The 18,072-nt window shown below is 69.2% G+C and carries 15 protein-coding genes and 2 tRNA genes; 3 read left to right on the top strand and 14 right to left on the bottom strand.

Going from position 1 to position 18,072, the window contains the following annotated elements; all coding sequences use genetic code 11:
• Window positions 1-590 precede the first annotated feature (590 nt).
• The 7 genes from ccrA to D457_RS0117420 all read right to left on the bottom strand — a co-directional run bounded on the left by ccrA (window position 591) and on the right by D457_RS0117420 (window position 8,404).
• The gene (gene ccrA / locus D457_RS0117450; protein ID WP_017581965.1) at window positions 591-1,835 is read right to left on the bottom strand and encodes a crotonyl-CoA carboxylase/reductase; all 1,245 of its coding nucleotides are present in this window, start codon (window positions 1,833-1,835) and stop codon (window positions 591-593) included.
• Window positions 1,836-2,212: 377 nt separating this feature from the next.
• Window positions 2,213-4,024: an ABC transporter substrate-binding protein gene (locus D457_RS0117445; protein WP_017581964.1), complete on the bottom strand. Its 1,812-nt coding sequence runs from the start codon at window positions 4,022-4,024 to the stop codon at window positions 2,213-2,215.
• The gene (locus D457_RS0117440; RefSeq protein ID WP_017581963.1) at window positions 4,021-4,212 is read right to left on the bottom strand and encodes a hypothetical protein; all 192 of its coding nucleotides are present in this window, start codon (window positions 4,210-4,212) and stop codon (window positions 4,021-4,023) included. Before D457_RS0117440 ends, D457_RS0117445 begins: the two co-directional genes overlap by 4 nt.
• A 6-nt stretch (window positions 4,213-4,218) precedes the next feature.
• A complete protein-coding gene (locus D457_RS0117435) occupies window positions 4,219-5,343 on the bottom strand; it encodes an ABC transporter ATP-binding protein (RefSeq protein WP_017581962.1) in 1,125 nt (374 codons plus the stop codon).
• The gene (locus D457_RS0117430; RefSeq protein WP_017581961.1) at window positions 5,340-6,410 is read right to left on the bottom strand and encodes an ABC transporter ATP-binding protein; all 1,071 of its coding nucleotides are present in this window, start codon (window positions 6,408-6,410) and stop codon (window positions 5,340-5,342) included. Before D457_RS0117430 ends, D457_RS0117435 begins: the two co-directional genes overlap by 4 nt.
• Window positions 6,411-6,415: 5 nt before the next feature.
• Window positions 6,416-7,303 (bottom strand): ABC transporter permease, encoded by an 888-nt coding sequence (locus D457_RS0117425; RefSeq protein WP_017581960.1) that lies wholly within the window; start codon window positions 7,301-7,303, stop codon window positions 6,416-6,418.
• 12 nt (window positions 7,304-7,315) lie between these two features.
• Window positions 7,316-8,404 (bottom strand): ABC transporter permease, encoded by a 1,089-nt coding sequence (locus tag D457_RS0117420; RefSeq protein ID WP_017581959.1) that lies wholly within the window; start codon window positions 8,402-8,404, stop codon window positions 7,316-7,318.
• Between the two features lie 366 nt (window positions 8,405-8,770).
• Between D457_RS0117420 and D457_RS0117415 the strand changes: the two genes are divergently transcribed.
• Window positions 8,771-9,433 carry an alpha/beta hydrolase gene (locus tag D457_RS0117415; protein ID WP_017581958.1) on the top strand — a complete coding sequence of 221 codons (663 nt, stop codon included), beginning with the start codon at window positions 8,771-8,773 and terminating at the stop codon, window positions 9,431-9,433.
• Between the two features lie 123 nt (window positions 9,434-9,556).
• Here the strand turns inward: D457_RS0117415 and D457_RS0117410 are convergent, their stop codons facing one another.
• The 6 genes from D457_RS0117410 to D457_RS0117385 all read right to left on the bottom strand — a co-directional run bounded on the left by D457_RS0117410 (window position 9,557) and on the right by D457_RS0117385 (window position 13,957).
• Entirely contained in the window at window positions 9,557-10,159 is a 603-nt protein-coding gene (locus D457_RS0117410) for a septum formation family protein (RefSeq protein ID WP_017581957.1), read from the bottom strand.
• A gap of 139 nt (window positions 10,160-10,298) precedes the next feature.
• On the bottom strand, window positions 10,299-10,805 hold the full coding sequence (locus tag D457_RS0117405; protein ID WP_017581956.1) for a septum formation family protein: 507 nt from the start codon (window positions 10,803-10,805) through the stop codon (window positions 10,299-10,301).
• 209 nt (window positions 10,806-11,014) lie between these two features.
• A tRNA-Lys gene (locus D457_RS0117400) sits at window positions 11,015-11,088 on the bottom strand.
• A gap of 311 nt (window positions 11,089-11,399) precedes the next feature.
• A tRNA-Lys gene (locus D457_RS0117395) sits at window positions 11,400-11,473 on the bottom strand.
• A gap of 176 nt (window positions 11,474-11,649) precedes the next feature.
• A complete protein-coding gene (locus tag D457_RS0117390; protein ID WP_017581955.1) occupies window positions 11,650-11,841 on the bottom strand; it encodes a hypothetical protein in 192 nt (63 codons plus the stop codon).
• A gap of 211 nt (window positions 11,842-12,052) precedes the next feature.
• The gene (locus tag D457_RS0117385; RefSeq protein ID WP_017581954.1) at window positions 12,053-13,957 is read right to left on the bottom strand and encodes an AfsR/SARP family transcriptional regulator; all 1,905 of its coding nucleotides are present in this window, start codon (window positions 13,955-13,957) and stop codon (window positions 12,053-12,055) included.
• Between the two features lie 202 nt (window positions 13,958-14,159).
• On the opposite strand from D457_RS0117385, the gene D457_RS0117380 reads away from it, so the two are divergent.
• Both D457_RS0117380 and D457_RS0117375 read left to right on the top strand, forming a co-directional pair.
• Window positions 14,160-15,152 (top strand): MurR/RpiR family transcriptional regulator, encoded by a 993-nt coding sequence (locus tag D457_RS0117380; RefSeq protein WP_026116740.1) that lies wholly within the window; start codon window positions 14,160-14,162, stop codon window positions 15,150-15,152.
• A 77-nt stretch (window positions 15,153-15,229) separates the two neighbouring features.
• Window positions 15,230-16,288 (top strand): N-acetylmuramic acid 6-phosphate etherase, encoded by a 1,059-nt coding sequence (locus tag D457_RS0117375; RefSeq protein ID WP_039831388.1) that lies wholly within the window; start codon window positions 15,230-15,232, stop codon window positions 16,286-16,288.
• A gap of 166 nt (window positions 16,289-16,454) precedes the next feature.
• Here the strand turns inward: D457_RS0117375 and D457_RS0117370 are convergent, their stop codons facing one another.
• Window positions 16,455-17,960, bottom strand: coding sequence for a DUF885 family protein (locus D457_RS0117370; protein ID WP_051072956.1), 1,506 nt, complete (start codon window positions 17,958-17,960; stop codon window positions 16,455-16,457).
• Between the last annotated feature and the right edge of the window lie 112 nt (window positions 17,961-18,072).

The raw sequence follows: 18,072 nt of genomic DNA, 5'->3' as shown, positions 1-18,072 counted from the left end.
CTTCCCTCACGCCTGGTTCCGTGCCCATCCTCCGTCGACTTCATCTTGGCCAGGGAGTGGTCATCGCGCTCGTGCGGTGACTGCGCCTGTGCCACAATCTCGTCTCCTCGAATCAGGTGGGCGGATTGGCGGTGGCCCCGCACCACCGCCCTGACCAGGGAGGAAATCGTTTCCTGGGTCTTTTTCGACCCGTGATACGACCAGGCGTCCCGAACGCCGGGGGAACGCCTCGACGGCTCCGTCCGCGGTGGGAGCGCATGCGCGGTGTGGCAGCGGGATCGGCGCCGCGAGCCCGATCCGCAGGACAAGTGTCCGCGCTCCACACAATTGCCGTTCTTCCACCGGGAACCGTCGTTCGGTTCGTCAGACTAACAAAGGATGCCCAGTTTGACAGAAGAATCAAAGAAGCACCGAAAGAGCGCCGGTCGGTACCCTTCTGACGTGCGGGAACACTGAGAAATAAGCTGCTCAACCCATGCGAAATCCGGCCGATTTGAGGTGCTTTGTCGGATTCTTGCCGGGTGTCACCTCTCTCTCAGTGACACCCGGATGTCCCTGCGCCAGCGGGAGACGTCAGCTCGCGATCCGGGTCACAGGTCCAGCCCGAACTGCCCCGGAGCAGCGTTGACCAGGGCCGCCGTGTTCCCCGGCGACTGCTTGTTGTCCCGCATCAATTGGTGCGCCTCGCCGATCTCGTCGAAGGGTACGGTCTTGGTCACACAGGGGTCGAGCTGGCCACCCGCGACCAGATCGATCACCATGCGGCACTGCGCGGGCGAGGCGAAGTGCGAGCCCTGGAGTCGCTTGAGCCGCATCCACAGGAAGCGCAGGTCCACGTCGGCTTGGAAACCCGAGGTGGCACCGCAGATCACCACCATCCCGGAGTTGTCGCACAGGTAGAGAGAGGTGGGCAGGGTGTCGGCCCCGGTGTGCTCGAAGACGATCCGGGGCGAACGCCGCTCCCCCAGCTCCTCCCAGAACTTCCTGCCGAAGGACCGCGCACCGCGCATCCACGAGGCGAAGGCCTGGGGGTCGCTCTCGTCGGGGACCCGGCCCCAGTGGTCGAACTCGGTGCGCAGGATCGTGCCGACGGCGCCGAGTTCGCGGCACAGCTCGGCCTTCTCCGGGGTGGAGACCACGGCAATCGGCTTGCCGCCCGCCTGGCGAGCCAGCTGGATCGCGGAAGTGCCCAGACCGCCCGCGCCACCCCAGATCAGTACCGGGTCGCCCGGGCGCACGACGTTGGGGTACCAGCCGAAGAGCTGCCGGTAGGAAGTGGCGGCGCTGGCCAGGAAACCGGCCGCGACCTCCCAGGTCAGATTGTCCGGTTTGCGGTGGCACTGGACGTCCTGGACCAGGGCGAACTGGCCGAAGGACCCGAAGTTCTGCTCGTAGCCCCACACGCGCATGCTCTTGGAGGCGATGGGGTCGCCGCCCATGCGGATGTCGTCCGCGCTCTCGTCCCACTGGCCCGGGGCGGTGATGACGTGGTCGCCGACCTCGACCCCGCGCACGCCCTCCCCCACGGCCCAGACCACGCCGGAGCCGTCGGAACCACCGATGTGGTACCCCTCTGGCTCCCCTGCCTTCTCCCGCACAGCGATGACGTCCGCCGGGTGGCCCTTGGCCGCCCAGATGTTGTTGTAGTTGATGCCCGCGGCCATCGTGTAGACGAGGACGTGGCCCGGCTTGAGCCCCGGCACCGGCACGATCTCGCGGGCGAAGGCGTCGCGGGGCTCGCCGTAGCGCTCCCGACGGATGGTGAAGGCGTGCATCCGCTCGGGCACGTGGCCCAGCGGCGGAACCTCTCCGAGTTCGTACAGGTCCTTGGGCATAGTGCACCAGTCCTTTCGAGGAGCAGGAGCAGGGGGGCGAACAAGGGGTGTGGAGCGGGGTGTGGAGTCGCCCGAGGAGGCCGGAGTCGGGGCCCCGAGGCGCTCAGGGGGCCCTGGTCTCCAGGGACGGACGGGGTCGGAGGGTGACAACGCGAATGCGCGTGCGAATGCACGGGGGACACTACCTTCATTGCGCCCGAACGCGCATAAAAGGCCCTCCCGATGGACAAAATCCCGCATGCCCGTAATCCCACGGACTCACGTTCGGGTCCGTCCCGGTACCGCTTCCGAACACGCCTGTAGGGGCGAGGCCGCAGGCACTCGCCCCTACAGGGGATCACTCATCCTGCCCGGTCGGGCCGAGAGGGGTTCGGGAATCAGCCCTCGTTTGGGGTCAGATCACCCTGGATCAGCGCCAGGATGATGGGGTTGTCCTCGTAGATGTCGTTCTGCGCGGCCGGGTGGTCATCGTCGAACGCCTGGACACGCACGCCCTCGATGGCCGGAGCGAGATACTTGTAGGTCCAGATCGGAATACGCGGCAGCAACTCGTTGAAGACGATCGCCATGACCCGCACGGCCTCCTTCTGGTCCTCCTCGGACTCGGCACGCCGGGCGGTGTCCACCAACTCCTCCAGGTCGACCTCGCCCTGTGAGGGGCTCTCCACCTTGAGGTCGAAGGACTGTCCCGGAGAGTCCTCGGTACCCGCGTTCTCAGCGAGGAAGTTCATCTGGAAGGCGCCCCAGTAGTCGGGCAGCTCGGGGTTGCCCCAGTGGCGCACGGCGACCTCGAAGTCACCGGCGGCCCAAATACCCCACGGGTTGTCCTCGGGGACGTTGCGCGCCTCGGTCTTGATACCGAAGCTGTTCCATGCCTCCTCGACCTGGGTGGCGGTCAGCTCGAAGTCGCCCCAACCCGAGACACCGATGACCTCGAAACTGGCCTCATCGCCGTCGGGGAGGTACCACTTGCCGTCCTCCTTGGTCCAACCGGCCTCCTCCAGCAGCTCCGTGGCCTTGTCGATGTCCTGGTCGAAAGTCTCGAAGTCCTCGAGCTCCTCGGCGCTGAAGACCTCCTCCGCCTGGATGTCGGCCAGGCCCGCGTAGTGCGTGACCCGGCCGTAGGCCTCACCTCGGGCCACCTGGCCGATCTGGTCGCCGTCGAGGACGTAGGCGAGCGCCTTGCGCACGCGCACGTCCTTCAGCTCGGGCTTGGCGGCGTAGTTGAACATCAGGCCGCAGCCGTCGTAACCAGGGTGCTCGATCCACCGGAAGCCATCGACCCCCTGGAAGGCCTGCTGGTCCGCGGCGGAGGGCGCCAGGGTGGAGTAGTCGACCTCGCCCTGCTGCACGAGAAGGGCGGACTGCCGGTTGTCACCCTTGTGGACGACGACCTCGTCGAAGTTGACCTCCGTACCGCGGTAGCCGTCCTCGTTGCGCACTAGCGTGATCCGCGCGTCCGTCATCTGCGCCCGGTCGAACTTGTAGGGACCGCTGCACACGATCTCATCCGGGTTGAACTCGATGAACTCGGCGTTCCACTCGAGGTGATCGTCGTCGCCCTGGCGGACTCCGCCGTTGACGAGCTCCAGGGCCTGCTCGCCGAAGTCCGCGTACGTGGTCTTGGAGACGATGCGGTGTTTGAGGATGCTCAGTTCGATGTTGGGGAACGGGTCCTCGAAGCCGAGTCGTACGCTCAGGTCGTCCAGCTTCTCCAGGTCCTGGACCTGCGGGAACCCGGTCCCCCACGAGGGGGCCTCCAGGACGCGCATGGCGTAGCTGCGGACCATGTCGTCGGCGTTCAGGTCCGTGCCGTCGCTCCATTTCAGACCCGAGCGCAGGGAGACGATCAGGTCGTCGCCGTCCCACTCGTGCCCTTCCAACAGGAGGTAGTCCCACTCGTGCGCGCCCCAGTTGTAGAAGGCGCCACTGCACAGGAAGAGGTCCCGGTAGACGGAGTTCATCAGCAGCGCGCCGTCCTCGACGTGCACGTTGCGGGTCTGGGAGTCCAGATCGAAGTCGAAGACGCCGGCAAACCTGGTCACGCCGTCGCTGTCACCGTTACCACCGGAGCAGGCGGACAGGGCGCTGGCGCCCGCCACACCAACGGCGCCGAAACCGACGGCCTTGAGCAGCCGCCTCCTGCTCAGCTCGTTCAGGAGGGCGTTGTTCGAGGGGGTGGGGGTCATTCTTGGCGTTTCCTTTCGAGAAGGACGGCGATCCAGCCGAGGGCGAGTACGACCAGGCCGATACCGATGGTGACGACGCTGATGACGAACTCGGCTGTGCCGGGGGAGGTGAACACGGCCGTGAGGGTGCATGCGAGGGTGAGGAACGCTCCGACAAACAGGCCGAAGCGTCCGATGAGGAGCAGCAACTCACCTCACCCCCTGGTGACGACGTGGCAGGCCAGCAACCGGTCGTGGCTGCGGACCAGCGGAGGCCGTACGGTGTCGCAGCTGCCCTGGGCGTAGATCGGGCAGCGCGGGTGGAAGTCGCAGCCTGGCGGCAGGTCCGTGAGGTCGGGGATGTCCGCGCTGCGCAGCCGGACCCGCTCCTTGTTCTTCGCCAGGTCCGGGTCCGGCTCGCAGACCGCGGAGATGAGCGCCTTGGTGTAGGGGTGCTGGGGATCGTTCACCACGTGCGGGGTGGGTCCGTGCTCCACGACCTTGCCGAGGTACATGACCGCGATCTCGCCCCGCCAGGCGAAGTACTTGGCCACGGCGAGGTCGTGGGTGATGAACAGGAAGCTCACGCCGAGTTCGTCGCGGAGCCTGCCCAGGGTGTTCAGGAGGCTGACCCGGATGGACACGTCCAGCATCGACGTGGACTCGTCGGCGATGATCACCTCGGGGTTCATCGCCAGAGCGCGAGCCACGGCGACGCGCTGGCGCTGGCCGCCGGACATCTGGTGGGGGTACTTGTCCAGGTAGTCCTCGGCCGGGGTGAGGTCGACGCGCTCCAGGAGTTCGGTGGTGACGCGGCGGGCCTCGTCGCGGCCCTTGACCAGCTTGTGGCGGCGCAGTCCGGCGGAGACCGTGGAGTAGACGGTGCGGACCGGATTGAGGGAGGCGTAGGGGTCCTGGTGGATGTACTGGACCGAGCGCCGGAAGGCGGCCCGCTCCTGCTTGTTCATCGTGGCGACGTCCTTGCCGCGGAACAGGACCTCGCCCGCGGTGGGGTCGGACAGGGCGGCGGCCATGCGGGCGGTGGTGGTCTTGCCGCAGCCGGACTCCCCCACCAGGCAGAGCACCTGGCCGGGGCGGACCTCCAGGTCGACCCCGGCGACGGCGGGGACCTCGCCTCTCGAGGTCTTGAAGATCTGCTGGGCGCCCTTGAGGGACAGCACCGGCGGTTCGGCGCGGCGCTCATCGGAGCCGAGGGCCCGGGCGGTCGCGGCGGCGCCGATGACGGTCCCGGGGGCCGGTTCAACCGTGCTGGCGGCGCGCGGGGCGGTGTCGTCGTGGCGCGGTTCGGCGTGGGCGGGGTTGACGGTCCGGTCAATCAACGGGAGACCCCCTCGGCGTGGAGTGCGGCGTCGGTGGAGCGGAAGCAGGCCGCCGTGTGGCTCAGGCCCGCGTCGCGGTGCTTGAGCACCTCGAGCACGGGACGGGTGGCGGTACAGGAGTCGAGAGCGTGGGCGCAACGGGGCGCGAAGGAGCAGCCCGGGGGCAGCGCGTTCAAGCTGGGCGGGCCGCCGGGCAGGGACTCGGGCACGTGGAGGTCGCCCACGACCGGCGGCACGGAGTTGATCAGAGCCGAGGTGTAGGGGTGCCGGGAGCGGTAGAAGATGTCCCGGGTGGTGCCGGTCTCGATGAGCCGTCCCGCGTACATGGTGCCGACGCGGTCGGCGAGCTCGGCGGCCAGGCCGAGGTCGTGGGTGATGAAGACCATCGAGAAGTGCAGCTCCTCGCGCAGCTCGGCGAGGCGTTCCACGATGGAGCGCTGGGTGAGGATGTCCAGGGCCGTGGTGGGCTCGTCGAGGATGAGCAGCTGGGGTTCGAGGGCCAGGGCCAGGGCGATGAGGCTGCGCTGGCGCATACCGCCGGAGAGCTCGTGCGGGAAGCTGCCCAGTACCCGAACCGGGTCGAGGCGGACCATCTCCAGCAGCTCGGCGGAGCGTTCGAGGATCTCCTTGCGGGGGCGGCGCCGCCCGGCGCGCTCGTGGGCGCGGAAGGTATCGAGGAAGTGCTCCTCGATCTTGAGCACCGGGTTGAAGGCGTTCATGGCGCCCTGGAAGACCATGGCCGCCTCGTTCCAGCGGAAGCGGCGCAGCTTCTCCTTCTCCAGGGTGCGGACGTCCACGCGGGTGCCGTCCTTGCGGCGGAAGAGGATCTCGCCCTTGGGGACGACCCCGGTGCGCGGCAGCAGCCGCAGCAGTCCGAGGCCGAGGGTGGTCTTTCCGCAGCCGGACTCGCCGACCAGGGCCATGGACTGGCCGGGGTAGAGGTCGAAGGAGACGTCGTGGACCGCGGTGACCCGGGTCCTGCGGCCGGTGCGGTAGCCGACGTCGACCCCGCGGACCGACAGCAGGGCCCCGTTGTCGCTGTCCCGGGCGGTGGGGTGGTCGTTCACTGGGCTCACCTGTCCCGGAGTCGTGGGTTGAGGGCCTGTTCCAGGGAGCGGGTCATGGTGACCAGCCCGATCTGGAAGAGCATGATCATCACCATCGGGGCGACGAGGAAGGGTGCCGCCTGGGGCAGGAGGAAGGCGTTGTTGTCCCAGGCCTGCTGGATCATCAGCCCCCAGTTGTCGGCGGTGCTGGGCAGCAGGCCCAGCAGGTACATGCCGACGACCGCGTAGATGGCGTTGGTGATGGCGATGATGAAGTTGATGAAGATGTAGCCCGCCATGTTGGGCAGCACCTCGACGCACAGGATGCGGGTGGTGCCCAGGTCCTGGAGGCGGGCGGCCTCGATGAACTCGCGTTCCTTCAGGGTGAGGACCTGCGCGCGGATGGACCGCATCAGGTAAGGCCAGGTGACCAGGCCGATGATGAAGGAGACCACCATCGGGGAGGAGGTCCGGTAGAAGGAGGCGATGACCAGCATCAGAACGATGAAGGGGATGGTCATCGTGATGTCGGTCAGCTGGAGCAGGAAGTGGTCGACCCTGCCCCGGACGTAGCCGGCGATCGCGCCGAGGGTGACCGCGATGGCGACGGTGATGAGGGCGGCCATGAGACCGACCATGATGGGTTCGCGTCCGCCGAGGATGAGCTGGGTGAGGGTGTCCTTGCCCTCGTGGTTGGTGCCGAGCCAGTGCTCGGAGCTCATCGGACCCCAGATCTTGCTGACGTCCGTGGGGTTGTGGTTGTCGATGAGCAGGGGGCCCACGAAGGAGAAGAGCAGGACGCTCAGGACCAGGCAGAGCCCGATGAACCCGCTGGTGCTGCGGGTGATGCCCTGCCAGATGCTGCCCCAGACGCCTGTGGCGGGCGCGGGACCGGTTGCGGTGGTGACTGCCATGCGTGCGTCCCTCTACTTCCGGATACGAGGGTCGAGCCTGCTGTAGAGCAGGTCCGCGGCGAGGTTGGCGATCACCACGCACGAGGTGATGATGATGAGCAGCCCCTGGAGGAGCGGGTAGTCGCGGTAGTTGACCGCGTCGAGCAGGAGTCCGCCCACGCCCTTGTAGACCAGGACCTGTTCGACGAAGATCGCGCCGCCGACGAGGGTGCCGAAGGAGATCGCGATCTGGGCGACCAGCGGCAGGACGGCGTTGCGGCCGACGTAGGCGGTGGCGATGCGGCTGTCCCGCAGGCCCCGGGCCCGAGCGACGGTCACGTAGTCCTCGCCGAGCACCTCGGTGGTGGAGGCCTTCATGACGAGCATCCAGGTGCCGATGATGGCGAGCACGTAGGTGAAGATCGGCAGGGCCGCGTGGTAGAACGCGTCGCCGATGAAGATGAGCGTGAACCCGGGCTGGACGCCGGGGCTGAGGGTGCCGCGGAGTTCGATCGGGTTGAACCAGCCCAGGTACATGCCGCCGACGACGACGAGGAGCATCGCGATGAGGTAGTTCGGGACGGCGCCCAGGACCGAGGCGACCACGCTGAGCACGTGGTCGAGGAACTGGTTGCGGCGGTAGGCCATGACCATGCCCAGCGCGAGGCCGAGGACGATGGCGATGAGGGTGCCTGCGCCGATGCTGAAGAGGGTCCAGGGGAGGTAGGCGCCGATGGCCTCGGTGACGCTGAAGGCGGGGCGGTTGATCGTGTTGCCGAGGTCGAGCGTGGCGAGCCCGACGAGGAACTCCCACCACTGCCGCAGGAGGGACGCCTCCGGGTCGTAGGCCAGCGAGTTCATCGCGATGGCCCGCGCCTCGTTCATCGACATGCCGCCCTGGGTGAGACGGCCCGCCATGACGTCGATGGGGTCGCCCGGCATCGCGCGGCCGAGGAAGAACGTCACGTTGGCCACCACGAAGACCACGACGAAGGCCTTGCGGACCTTCACGAAGACGTAGTTGCGCCAGATCCGGTTCAGGAGGGGGTTGTTCTTCCGGGGGGCGGCGGGCCCGGATCCACCTGTGTCCGGTGGTGGGGAGGCCGCGATTTCGGTGGCCACGGGGCTCCTTCGAGCAAGGGGGCACGGCGGTGTCGGGGACCGTGGGGGCATGGCGATTTTTTGTTAGGAAACTTTCCTAATAGAACATCACGGTAACGCCACCCGTGTGCCCCACACCACCCTCGTGACCAAACGGCGTCTTTTGCGCGACCCGATCGGCATCACAAAAAGAACAGAAGACAACAAACCAACCCATAGTTCCCAAGGGCATCTGGCCGCATCCGGCCACCTGAGTCACACATGACATTTGTGGGTGTTGTGGCTCTTGAGACGCTTCGTACTGTTACGGCACCACTACACACGCCTGCCGAAACGGGCCCCAGCCCCCGCCCCATCCCGGTGGTCGCAGAACGGAGGGGAACCCCCGTGCCCCGAGCACGCACCATCATCCGAACGGCCTCGGTGGCCACCGCCACCGGACTGGCCCTCTCTCTGACGGCGGTCCTCCCCGCCGCCGCCGACCCGGCAGGCGAAGCCTCCCCCGGCTACCCCGTCAACCAAGCCGAGTGGCCAGACCGGATCAGTCAGTACCACGCACAGGCCCGCGCGTACGGCGACGACCACCCGTACAGCTCCGGGGCGCTCTGGGCCACCCCGCAGGCGTGCACCTTCACTCGGAACCCGCCGACCGAGCCCGCGGTCGAACTGGTGCGGGATGGCTATCCCGAAGCCCTGGTCATCGCCGCCGACCTCGACGCCAACACCCATTACGCGGGCGGACCAGCCCTCGCCGAACGGCTGGACAGTCCGCTGCTCACCGTCGTGGACGAGGGCGGGCACAGGTTCGCCTTCATGCCTGACCAGTTCACCGAGGAACTCGGCTATCCCTGTGTGAACGAGGTCGTGGCGGCCTACCTGATCGACGGCGAGGTACCCGGCGACAAGGAGTGCACGGGGATCCCCCGCTCCGCGGAGCCGCTTACCTCCCACGCGGACAACGCCCCGACCGCACTCGCGCCAGAGGTCACCGAACCCCTGGAGCAGGTGTTCGTGGGCCCGCTGGGGAGCGGGAACCGCGCCGGACCGTGAGGCCGGGCCCTGGGGTCAGCCGGTAAGCACCCGTTGGCGGGACCACGACAAAACGGCCCGCGCCACCGGATGGCGCGGGCCGTTCACGTTCCAGAGGGCTACCGCCGGGTCGACCGGCGACGGCTACAGCTGCGAGTCCTCCAGGCTGCCGGTGGACTGGCTGCCGTCCATGTGCCCGACCAGGCACAGGTAGTCGCGGCTGCCCATCTCCCAGCCCTCCTCGGTGGGCCACAGCGAGGTCTGGTCGAGGGCCGAGGTCAGGTACGGGGAGCCGACGAAGTCCTCGAAGGCGTCGATACAGCCCTCGTCGACCATGTCGGAGAGCTCGTCCTCGCCCGGGTAGGCACCGCTCTCGTCGACCACGCCCTCGTAGTAGACCTCGAAGTCGTGCGGCTCGTCGCAGTCCACGATGGGGACGCTGCTGACCGTGTCGTCGTAGTCGGTGGTCCACTCGTTGAGGCAGTCGCCGACGGCCAGGATCATCACGTCCTGGTCCTCGGGCTCCACCTCGACCGGCTCCTCGGTCTCGAAGGGCTCGGGCTCCTCCGTCTCAACCGGCTCCTCGGTCTCCGCGGGCTCGGCCGCGGGGCCGGGGTCCTCAGCACTGTCGGTGAAGGCGGGGGGAAGCAGGGGCAGTCCGCACGCCGAGAGGGACAGTGCGGCACCGGCGGCCACAGTCGCCAGGGCGATACGGCCGAGCAGGGGGTGACGCGCTTCGGACAACATGACGGCTCCACTGGATCGTTGGTCTCCCACCGACCCGGAAGAGTGAATCGGCGTTACTTATCCAGACGCGTCCGGACAGCAGAAGGTTTCGCCCAGTTCGCGAACCGGCCCCGGCAGGGCCGAAGCCGGTTCGAACGGGTCAGGGGTTGGCAACTCCGAGACTGCCGGTGACCGGATCGCCGTCGACCACGACGTAGCAGAGGATCTCGCGGTCGTCGAGAAGGTCCCAGGTCTCGACGTTCGGCTGGAGACTGCCGATGAAGATGTCGGACTCGGTGACGTTCTCACCGAGGAAATCGTCGAGGGCGCTTCCTTCACAGATCTCCTCAGCCGACCTCCTCACAGAGGTGTCGCCCGGGAAGTCTCCGTCGGGAAGGTCCTCGGCGTAGAAGAACTCGGCGTTGTGCGGCTCGGCGCAGTCGATCAGCGGGACGTCGCTGACCTCCTCGTTCTCACCGCCGGGAACGGCGAACATCTCCTCCTCGTTGAAGCAGTCCCCGACCTCGACGTCCATGGCGTTGCCGGTCCCGAGGAAGGCGTTGACCAGGCCGCAGGCGGAGAGGCTCACGGCCGCACCGGCGGCGAGGAGGGCGAGGGAGGTGTTACGCAGGGCAGGGGAAAGGAGGGCAGGGGTGGGGGAGGACATGGAGGAGCTCCGGATTCTTCGTGAAGGGGCCCGCCGGTCGGGGGGTGGCGGGCAGGAAAAGAATTCACCAGCTGGTACGCGGTGTCAACGGGATTCGGGGGGATACCGCGCCGTGCGGGGGCGGTGAGGGCGGCGAAGGCAGGTAGTGCAACGGGAACGGCCCCGGTCGGTGGACGCGATGTCCTCCGACCGGGGCCGTCGTACTGCTGTGCGCCATCAGGGACTCGAACCCCGGACCCGCTGATTAAGAGTCAGCTGCTCTGACCAACTGAGCTAATGGCGCCTGTTTTCGCTGTGAGCCCTGCGGCTTTCTGCGGCAACGGAGTTAACTCTACCGGAACTTTTGAGCCCTCCGAGCCAGGAAGGGCCCGATGTGCGCCACGCCATGCAGGACGCCCGCATGAGCGGGGCTCAGGCGGGGAAACAGCTGCCCGGGCAGCACTCTCGGGTGGCACTCCGGACTCTCGGGTGGCACTCCGGGCGGGGTTCTCCGACGCACCTCGGAGACCCCACCCTCGGGGCGCAGCCCGGGCATACGGGAACGGCCCCGGTCGGTGGACGTGATGTCCTCCGACCGGGGCCGTCGTACTGCTGTGCGTCATCAGGGACTCGAACCCCGGACCCGCTGATTAAGAGTCAGCTGCTCTAACCAACTGAGCTAATGACGCCTGTTTTCGCTGTGAGCCCTGCGGCTCTCTGCGGCAACGAAGTTAACTCTAGCAGGAGCGTGAGGTGGTCGCGAACCGGTTTCGGGGCCGGCCGGGGTCGGCCCCGTCACATCGCGGCCCTCGCCCCTCGGGCTCTTTCGAACCTGACGGGCGCGGTCCGGGCGGCCTGCTCCGGTTTAGGAGAAGGCCATGACCAGGGCGATGATGATGCCGATGGTCAGGACGACACCGACGCCCGCCAGCACCAGCGGCAGGATCGGGCGGCGCGGAGCCTCCTCGGGCTCGGGGTTGTCGTCGACGAACCGGCGGAAGTGCTGCGTGGTTCCCGCCGGGTCCGGGTCGAGATTGGGATCGTTGTTCTGCGTCATGGAGCTGACACTAGCGACTCATGAGACCGCTGAGCACCCCCTGGGGCAGATCTGGTCGATCTCACAACTCTCCATTGGGCTGGCCGGAACCCGGACTTTTCGAAAACCCCTTGTGAGCGCCGTTGTGGCTGATGTGACTGCTGTGACTCCGCTTTCCCGGGCCGAGAATTTTCTCTGCCTGAAAGCCGCCCGTAAGACCGACCGCGAAGACTCAGGAGCGGGGTTCGGAGCCCGGTCGGTACTTCCCCGCGGCCGTGCCCGACCCCAAGGGCCCGGCGCGCAGCACGGCGGCCATCCGGGCCGTGGGCGAGACGCCGTGCGCCGGGTCCGCCCGTTCCACCAGCCGGACCAGCTCCGCGGCGGGGTGCTCCGGATGGGCGTCCAACCAGGCCACCGCCATCCGCAGCGCCAAGGGAAGACCACCCGCCAGCTCCGCGATCCGCCGCAGCGCGTGCGGTGGGCAGCGGCCGGATCCCAGCAGGGAGCGCAACAGGGCGACCGCGTGTGCCTGCGGCAAAGCGTCCACCGGAACGGCCCGCAGCCCGTCCCGGATCAGCAGGTCGGCCAGCCAGTGACGGCTGGCCACCACGGCCGAGCTCCCCGGGGTACCCGGGAGCAGGGGCCGTACCTGGTGGGCGGTGGCGGCGTTGTCGAGCACGAGCAGCACCCGGCGCCCCGCCATCAGGGAGCGCACCCGGGCGGCGGCCTCGTCGGGTTCGGTGAAACCGCGGTCCGGGTCCGCGGAGTCAGGGTTTCTGGGGTTGGCCGTCCCCGCGGACAGGGAGCGGACGAGGCGGCCCAGGACGTCCGCGGGGTGGAGGGGGCCACCGTCGGGGCCGCGCAGGTTGACGTAGAGCTGGCCGTCGGGGAAGTGGGTGGCCACCGAGTGCGCCCAGCGCACGGCCAGGGCGCTGCTGCCCGCCCCGGCCGGGCCCCGGACCAGGACGCTGCCGGGCACGGGGGAACAGGGGTCCACGAGGCGGTCGATCTCGGCCAGGGTGTCGGCGCGGCCGACCAGGGTGCGGGGGGCCGCGGGGAGTTCGGCCGGGATGAGGCAGGTGGCGGGCCCGGTGGCGGGTTCGGGTCCGCGCCGGGCGGCGCAGGGCTTGGTATCGGGGTGGGCCCGCTGACGGGGCACAGCCGTTCCTGACCCGGTGGTTCCCGGATCGGTGGTTCCCGGTTCCGGGGTTGTCGATCGGAGGGCCACCGGCGGGGCGGCACTCCGCAGGGCCGCCCCGGGCCAGACGACGCCCTCCGCTCGGGAGCGCAGACCGAGCCTGGAGTCGAGATCACCGCGCAGGATTCCGTGGAAGGTCTCCTGGAGTTCGCGGCCGGGGTTGGCGCCCAAGCGTTCGGCGAGCACGGAGCGGGCCCTGGCGTAGACCCGTAGGGCCTCGCTCTGGCGTCCGGCCCGGTAGAGGGCGATCATCTGGACCCGGATGAGGGGTTCGCGTTCGGGGTGGTCTGCAGCGATGGGGCCGATGCTGGCGGCGACGCGTTCGTGCTCGCCCCGGGCCAAGGCTGCGTCGAACCCCCGTTCGGCCACTCGCAGAAGCTCCTCGTTCAGGCGCGGGACGTCCTGTGTGTGCAGCAGCGGCGCGGCGACGTCGGCCAGGACCGGGCCGCGCCACAGGCGCAGGGCGTGGGAGAGGAGGTCGGCGTGGGTGTCGGTCTCCCCACGGGCGGCGGCCAGGTCCGCCCGGCCGGCCAGGGCGCGGAAGAGCAGGAGATCGGAGCGGTGGTGGTCCAGGTCGATCCGATAGCCGCCGTCGGCGCCCTGGATGAGCGGGGCGCCCAGGTGCTGTTCGAAAAGGGCGCGGGCCCGGGCGATGTGGACCTGGAGTGTGCCCCGGGCGGCCTGGCCCGGGGTGTCCCAGACGCGGGCGATGAGGTCGTCGGTGGACACGACCCGGCCGGTGTTGAGTAACAGGGTGGCCAGGAGGGCGCGGCGGCGGTCCCCACGCAGGCTCAGCGAGACACCGTCGACCTGGACCCCGAAGCGGCCCAAGAGACTGACGTAGAGTCCCTGGGAAGCGGGTTCCAGCCGAGCGGGTTCGGCGGGTTCGAGTTCGACGGTCGCCTCGTCCCGTGTTCCCGGCGGGTCGAGCAGCGACACGGATTCATCCCCCCTGTGAGGCCGACACGGATGTGTTCGGGTGCCGACGTGTCGCCTCCCTCCCAGGGTGCCGCCTGAGCTGGGATCACGCAATCAGAACAGGGCCACTTGCCGCACGGGCCGTCCCTTGAAATCCTTGAATCTCCCGGTTTTTCCCGTCAGTGCGTTGACTCAGCACCACGACCGAAAGAAACTTTCCTCCATGGCGCAAATTCCGAAGTCGTCTGGTGACCGTGCGAACCGGGGTGACGTTTCCTCGTCACCGGTCCCGACGACGGTCCTCCGGATCAGGTCACTGCTCCCTTCCCTGGCCCCCGCCGAACAGCGGGTGGCCCAACGGGTCGTGGACGACCCCGAACGCGCCGCGGCCTCCTCCATCACGCAACTCGCCAAGGACTGTGCGACCTCCGAGGCCACCGTCATCCGGTTCTGCCGCACCATCGACTTCAGCGGCTACCGCGAGCTGCGGCTGGCCCTGGCTACCGAGGCCGGGCAGGCGCGGGGGGCGCGTGCCGACTCCGCGGAGCTGGCCAGCGACATCAACCCCGACGACACCCTCATCACCGTCGTCCAGAAGATCGCCTACACCGACGCCCGCGCGGTGGAGGAGACCGGTGCGGCCATGGACGTGGAGGTCCTGCGCTCGGTCATCGACACGATGTCGAACGCGCGGCGGATCGACGTGTACGGGGTGGGCGCGAGCGCGTTCGTCGGCGCCGACCTCCAGCAGAAGCTGCACCGGATCGGGCTGACGTCGTTCGCGTGGTCGGACGCGCACGTGATGCTGACCAGCGCGGCCCTGCTGGAGGAGGGTGACGTGGCGATCGGGATCTCGCACCGCGGCACCACCATCGACACCGTGCAGGCGCTGTCCGAGGCGGGCCGCAGGGGCGCGCGGACGGTGGCGATCACCAACTTCCCCCGGTCCCCCATCGGTTTCGCCGACCACGTGCTCACCACGGCGGCGCGGGAGACCCTGTTCCGCTCGGGTGCCACGGCCTCCCGGCTGGCCCAGCTGACGGTGGTGGACTGCCTGTTCGTGGGGCTCGCGCAGATCCGGTACACGGACAGCATGAGCGCTTTGGAGACCACCTACGAGGCGGTGCGGGGGCTGCGGCTCAGCGACGACCGCAGACGTCGGCGGAGCGGTTCACCCGCCACCGACAACGACGGCACCACCGGAAACGACGACTGACCCGCTACCCGCGTCGGTTCCGTGGTTCGGCCCTTCCGGGCGCGGCCCGGCGCGGCCGGATGGAAGGACAAGCACGGGTGCGGACCGAACAGGAGAGCGCAGTGCAGGGCGGCACGGAACAGAACCCGCAGGACCGGGGACCGGACGGACGGGGGCCCGGCAGCGGGCCGGGCCGAGGAGCGGGTAGCGGGTCCGGTAGCACTGACGCCGTGATCGTGCGGGCGCCCACCGAGGCCCGTAACTCGGGTACCTACGACATCGACATGATCCCGGCGCTGGACATCCTGCGGCAGATCAACGCCGAGGACACCACCGTCGCGGCGGCTGTGGGCGCGGTGCTGCCGGAGCTGGCCCGCGCGGTGGAGCTGGGGGTGGCGGCGCTGGAGAAGGGCGCGGCCATCCACTACTTCGGGGCGGGAACCTCGGGGCGGATCGCCGCGCAGGACGCCGCGGAACTGCCGCCGACCTACGGAGTTCCCGCGGAGTGGGTGGTGGCCCACCACGCGGGCGGCGGCGAGGCGCTGGTGCGCGCCGTGGAGGGGATCGAGGACGACTGGGAGTCCGGTCGGATCGACGCGTCCGGAGTGGCCCCCGGTTCGCTGGTGGTCGGCCTGGCGGCCAGCGGGCGGACCCCTTACGTGGGCGGTGCGCTGGAGGCGGCCCGTAAGCGGTCGGCCGCCACGGTGTTGATCAGCGCGAACCCGGACGCCCCGCTGGCCGGGGGCGCCGACGTGCACGTGGGTGTGTCCACGGGCGCCGAGGTGATCGCCGGGTCCACCCGGATGAAGGCGGGCACCGCGCAGAAGCTCCTGCTCAACGCGTTCTCGACCGCGGTGATGGTGCGGATGGGGCGGACCTACTCGAACCTGATGGTGGGTGTGGACGCCACCAACGGCAAGCTTCGCGGGCGAGTGGTGACCATCCTGGTGGAGGCCACCGGCCTGGACGAGCAGACGTGTGCCGAGGCGTTGACGGGGGCCGAAGGCGACACCCGGACGGCGCTGGTGTCGCTGCTGGCCGAGGTGGACGCGGCCACGGCGGCGCGGGCTCTGGAGAAGGGCCGCGGCCGGGTGCGCGCGGCCCTGACCGAGCTGGGCCTGCCGGGCCAGCAGGCCCCGGGGATCCAGGCATGCTGACCACAGAGGTTGAGCACACCTAGATCGTTGATGGGGGTGGCTCCCCCGTATTCCCCGTGATCTTGCTACCAGAAGCAAGTTCGGCGCCTTGGGTTCCAGTGGCTCCGGGCTTCTGGTAGCAAGATCATCCCGGGAGAGGGGCCGCCTGGTGTTTCGCGGACGGGGGTCAGGTGTCCAGGGCGGCGGGGATCAGGCCCAGGGGCGGGGAGCCGAGCTCCAGGAGGGCGCGGTGGAAGCGGGGCAGGGAGAACTCACTCCCCCACTGTTCCCTGGCGCGTTCGCGTAGCGCCATGATCTCCAGCTTTCCCCAGGTGTAGCGGCCGTAGGTGGGGTCGAACGTGGCGCGCCGGGCCTCAGAGAGGGCCGCCGGTCCCTGGAGCGGGGTGTCCTCGCTGAAGCGGGCCGCCGCCTCCTCCACGGTCATCGTGCCGGTGTGCATGCCGATGGCCACGGACAGCCGGGTGACGCGGATGAGCGCCTCCAACCACACGCCGATCTCGAAGTGGTCGGCGGTCCAGTCCGGGTCCCCGAGCCGCTCGGCCGCGTACGCGCCGAAGCCCTCCTCCAGACACATCTCCTCGGCGTAGTGCGCCCAGCCCTCGGCGAAGGTCATGGAGTGCAGGGCCCGCCGGACCTCGCTCGGGGCGCGGCGCAGGGCACGCCCGTGCGAGAAGTGGCCGGGCGCGACCTCGTGGACGCTGACCGCCGGGAGGGTCGTGTGGCTGAACTGCTCCAGCCACTCGGCGGCCTCCGTCTCGGACAGCTCCGAGTCGGGCGGGGTGATGTAGTAGAAGGACGGGTTGTCCTGCTCCCAGGGCCCGGACCAGGCCATCATCGCGGTGGCCCAGCGCAGCGCGGGCGGGGGCACGTCCACCCGGCACTCGCCATCGCCGTAGGGGGCCAGCCCACGTTCCTCGGTGAAGTCGAGGGCGATCCGCGTCCAGGTGCGGGCGGCGCCGAGGACCCCGTCGGTGTCGGGGTGCTGTCGGGTGAGTTCGCGGCTGAACTCCATCGGGTCGCGCCCCGGGGCCAGCCGCTCGGTGGCCTCGGCGAGCTTGGCGCGCAAGCGGTCGCGTTCGGCGTCGGCGCGTGCGGCCAGGGCGTCGAGGTCCACCTCCATGGCCTCGCCGGTACCCATCAGACGGCTCAGCGCCTCGGTGCCCAGCGCGGCGCTGTCCGGGCCGTGTTCGGCGGCGTGCTCGACGTGGTCCAGCAGCCGTGCGTGGGCTGCCAGGGCCTCGCGGCGCACGTCCTCAGGGACGCTGTCCGGGATACCTTCGGCCAGCCCCCGGACCGCGCCAAGGAGAGACTGCGCGATGGGTGCCGAGAGGCAGTCCAGTGCGGCGGTCGCGTTGTCGGCCAGACTCGGCCAGAGCCGCAGGTGTGCGGTGCGGGCGGCGTCGCGCTCGGCTTCGGGCGCGTACTCGCGGTCGTAGCCGGACAGGTCCATCTCACCGGCGTGGTAGAGCGGGTTAGCGCGGTGCCACTGGAGTTCGCCCAGCTCGTAGCGGAGGGCGTTCTCGAAGGCGGAGAGGTGGGCCTCGTCGTGGGGGTCGGCCAGGGGTTGGCCGCCCAGCTTCGCCAGGGCGGCGCTCACCCCCTTCGGGGAGAGGTCGGCGGCCCGGCCGTCGTACTCGTGCATCCCTGCGCCTTCTCGCATGCCGCCGGGCATGAGGTCGGCGATCGCGCGCAGCCGCGGGGAGAGTTCGTCATCGTGTGACCGTGCAGAACTTTGAGACTGTGCAGAGCTGTGTGGCTGTGCAGGATTGTGTGACTGTGCAGGC

The sequence above is a fragment of the Nocardiopsis valliformis DSM 45023 genome (assembly GCF_000340985.1).
GTDB lineage: Bacteria > Actinomycetota > Actinomycetes > Streptosporangiales > Streptosporangiaceae > Nocardiopsis > Nocardiopsis exhalans.
Note: the sequence above shows the minus strand (reverse complement) of the source record. Positions and strands in the feature narration are given on the sequence as shown.

Bases quoted from the DNA above. Each gene is read 5' to 3' on its own strand.
- D457_RS0117380 (WP_026116740.1), top strand. From the start codon at position 14,160: ATGGCGCAAATTCCGAAGTCGTCTGGTGACCGTGCGAACCGGGGTGAC.
- D457_RS0117405 (WP_017581956.1), bottom strand. From the start codon at position 10,805: ATGTCCTCCCCCACCCCTGCCCTCCTTTCCCCTGCCCTGCGTAACACC.
- D457_RS0117390 (WP_017581955.1), bottom strand. From the start codon at position 11,841: ATGACGCAGAACAACGATCCCAATCTCGACCCGGACCCGGCGGGAACC.
- D457_RS0117370 (WP_051072956.1), bottom strand. From the start codon at position 17,960: ATGCCCGGCGGCATGCGAGAAGGCGCAGGGATGCACGAGTACGACGGC.
- D457_RS0117445 (WP_017581964.1), bottom strand. From the start codon at position 4,024: ATGACCCCCACCCCCTCGAACAACGCCCTCCTGAACGAGCTGAGCAGG.
- D457_RS0117410 (WP_017581957.1), bottom strand. From the start codon at position 10,159: ATGTTGTCCGAAGCGCGTCACCCCCTGCTCGGCCGTATCGCCCTGGCG.
- D457_RS0117425 (WP_017581960.1), bottom strand. From the start codon at position 7,303: ATGGCAGTCACCACCGCAACCGGTCCCGCGCCCGCCACAGGCGTCTGG.
- ccrA (WP_017581965.1), bottom strand. From the start codon at position 1,835: ATGCCCAAGGACCTGTACGAACTCGGAGAGGTTCCGCCGCTGGGCCAC.